Source organism: Halomonas sp., assembly GCF_031581305.1.
GTDB lineage: Bacteria > Pseudomonadota > Gammaproteobacteria > Pseudomonadales > Halomonadaceae > Halomonas.
This window is the reverse complement of the sequence record NZ_JAVLBC010000285.1, coordinates 1-2,859: the sequence shown is the minus strand read 5'-3', so window position 1 is coordinate 2,859 and position 2,859 is coordinate 1. Positions and strand designations below refer to the sequence as shown.

Sequence of the window (2,859 nt, the reverse complement as noted above, 5' to 3'; positions counted from 1 at the left end):
GACGATGGCCTCGCAGCCGGCCTCGACGTGGGGCCACCAGGCGTCGATGTTGGCGCGCATGCGGGCCCGCCCGTCCTCCTGGGCGTTGAGGTGGAAGTCGACGGCGCCACAGCAGCCGGCCTCGGGGGCCGGGGTCAGGCCGATGCCGAGGCGGTCCAGCACCCGGGCCGTGGCGGCATTGGTGTTGGGCGAGAGCCCGGGCTGCACGCAGCCCTCGAGGATCAGCATCTGCCGCGCATGGCGCTTGCCCTCGGGGCGCGCCCCGGCATCCACCGGCGTCGGGGGCATCTTGTTGGCCAGCGCCCCGGGCACCAGCGGGCGGAAGGTCTGGCCCAGCTTGAGCAGTGCCTGGAAGCGCTTCGGCTCCACGAGTGCCTTGCGCAGCCCGTAGCGCAGGGCACGGTCGGCAGGCTTGCGCGGCACCCGCCGCTCGATCTCGGCACGGCCGATATTGAGGAGCTTGTGGTACTCCACCCCGGAGGGGCAGGTGGTCTCGCAGTTGAGGCAGGTGAGGCAGCGGTCGAGGTGCAGCCGGGTCTCCTCGGTGACCTGGGTGTCGTCTTCCGGGCTCTCGAGCATCTCCTTCATCAGGTAGATGCGTCCGCGGGGGCCGTCGCGCTCGTCGCCCAGCAGCTGGTAGGTCGGGCAGGTGGCGTTGCAGAAGCCGCAGTGCACGCAGCTGCGCAGGACGCGGTCGGCCTCGCGGATATGGGGTTTCTGGAAGTCTTCCTCGGTAAAGTGCGTCTGCATCTCAGAGCTCCGCGTAGAGTCGGCCCGGGTTGAAGATGCCCTCAGGATCCAGCTGGGCCTTCAGGTTTCGATGGTATTTCGCGACCACCGGTTCCAGCGGCATGAAGGGGTCGGCCTGGCCCGGTCCCTCGCGGGAGCCCAGGCAGGTGGCGTGGCCGCCGGCACGGGCGCAGGCCTCGCGAATGGTATCGGCGGCCAGGTCGCTGCGCAGCCAGCGCTGGGTGCCGGCCCAGTCGTGAAGCAGGTCCGCTTCGTCGGCGCCACTAAGGGCCAGCGAAGGCGTGTTGTGGGGCAGTGAAAGACGCCATAGGGCGCGCGTGTCGTCCCGCGAGAAGAAGTCCAGCGTCTGCTCGCGAAGCGACGTCCAGAAGTTCTCGTCGAGCTCTTCGCCGCCGAGGCGCTCGCGGGTGGCGGCAACCGAGCTGGGCCCGCCTTCCAGGCGCAGGTGCAGGGCACCGGCGTACCAGGCAGCGGCGGTGATGGGTAGCGGTTGCCGCCCCCACTCGGCGAGCTTCGCCTGGGCGTCGGCCAGTGGCATCTCGAGGCGCAGGCTGTGCCGGGCGCCTGGCCTGGGCAGCACCTTGAACGAGACCTCGGTGATCAGCCCCAGTGTCCCCTGGGCGCCCACCATCAGCCGTGACAGGTCGTATCCGGCGACATTTTTCATCACCTCGCCACCGAAGCGCTGCTGGTGTCCCTCATGGGTGATCACCCGGGTGCCCAGCACGAAATCGCGCACACTGCCGGCCCAGGGTCGGCGGGGGCCGGAGAGGCCAGTGGCGACCATGCCGCCCACGGTGGCATCCGCGCCGAAATGAGGTGGCTCGCAGCCGAGCATCTGTCCGTTGTCGGCCAGGGTGGCTTCCAGCTCGGCCAGTGGTGTGCCGCTGCGTACCGAGACAATCAGCTCCACCGGGTCGTAGTAGGTGATGCCGCGGTGCTCGCGGGTAGACAGCGTCTCGCCCTCAACGGGGCGTCCGTAGAAGGCCTTGGTGTCGCCCCCGGCGATGCGCAGCGGTTTGCCCTCTGCAGTGGCTTGGCGAATGCGCTCGGCGAGCGCTTCGCTGGTGTCCTGGTCGGTTGCTTGTGGTCGTGTCTCCGCCATGGGGAATCCTCAGAATCGGGGCAGCTCAGGGTGCGGGAGTTCGTTGTTGTGCACGTGCATGGCACCGAATTCGGCGCAGCGAGCGAGGGTGGGGATATTCTTGCCCGGGTTCAACAGGCGCTCGGGATCGAAGGCTGCCTTGACCGCATGGAAGGTGGCCAGTTCGCCCGGATCGAACTGGGCGCACATCTGATTGATCTTCTCGCGGCCCACGCCGTGTTCCCCAGTGATGGACCCGCCGACCTCGACGCATAGCTCGAGGATCTTGCCGCCGAGCTCCTCCGCTTGCTCAAGCTCGCCGGGACGGTTGGCATCGAAGAGGATCAGCGGGTGCATGTTGCCATCACCGGCGTGGAAGACGTTGGCGACCCGCAGGCCATATTCCTCGGAGAAATCGGCGATGCCCTTCAGCACTCGAGGCAGCTCGCGGCGCGGGATAGTGCCATCCATGCAATAATAGTCGGGCGACATGCGGCCCACCGCCGGGAAGGCGTTCTTGCGCCCAGCCCAGAAGGTGGCGCGCTCGGCGTCGTCGCGGGCCTGCTGGATGCCGGTAGCGCCGGCCTTTTCGAGTACCGCACGCACGGTGGTGCAGTCGTCGTTGACGTCGGCTTCTACCCCATCCAGTTCGCAGAGCAGGATGGCCTCGGATTCCACCGGATAGCCGGCCTTGACGAAGTCCTCGGCGGCGCGGATGGCGAGCTTGTCCATCATCTCGAGCCCGCCGGGGATGATCCCCGCGGCGATGATGTCGCCGACCGCGCGACCGGCCTTCTCGACGTCGTCGAAGCTGGCCATCAGCACCTTGGCGGTCTCGGGCTTCGGCAGCAGCTTGACGGTGATCTCGGTGACCACGCCGAGCATGCCTTCGGAGCCGGTGAACAAGGCCAGCAGGTCGAAGCCGGGGGCATCCAGCGCCTCGCTGCCCAGCGTCATGCGCTCGCCCTCGATGGTGATGACTTCCACCTTCATGACGTTGTGCACGGTCAACCCGTACTTCAGGC

3 protein-coding genes are annotated in these 2,859 nt (G+C 68.0%); all 3 read right to left on the bottom strand.

From position 1 onward, the window contains the following. A partial coding sequence (gene glcF / locus RI841_RS15795; RefSeq protein WP_310706586.1) for a glycolate oxidase subunit GlcF occupies nucleotides 1–750 on the bottom strand: 750 nt, incomplete at its 3' end. Between the two features lies 1 nt (nucleotide 751). Next, a complete protein-coding gene (glcE, locus tag RI841_RS15790; protein ID WP_310706585.1) occupies nucleotides 752–1,855 on the bottom strand; it encodes a glycolate oxidase subunit GlcE in 1,104 nt (367 codons plus the stop codon). A gap of 9 nt (nucleotides 1,856–1,864) precedes the next feature. Then, on the bottom strand, nucleotides 1,865–2,859 hold a 995-nt coding region (locus RI841_RS15785; RefSeq protein WP_310706584.1), incomplete at its 5' end, for an FAD-linked oxidase C-terminal domain-containing protein.

What these genes read in the sequence shown, in the direction of transcription:
- glcE (WP_310706585.1), bottom strand. Translation starts at nt 1,855, where the DNA reads ATGGCGGAGACACGACCACAAGCAACCGACCAGGACACCAGCGAAGCG.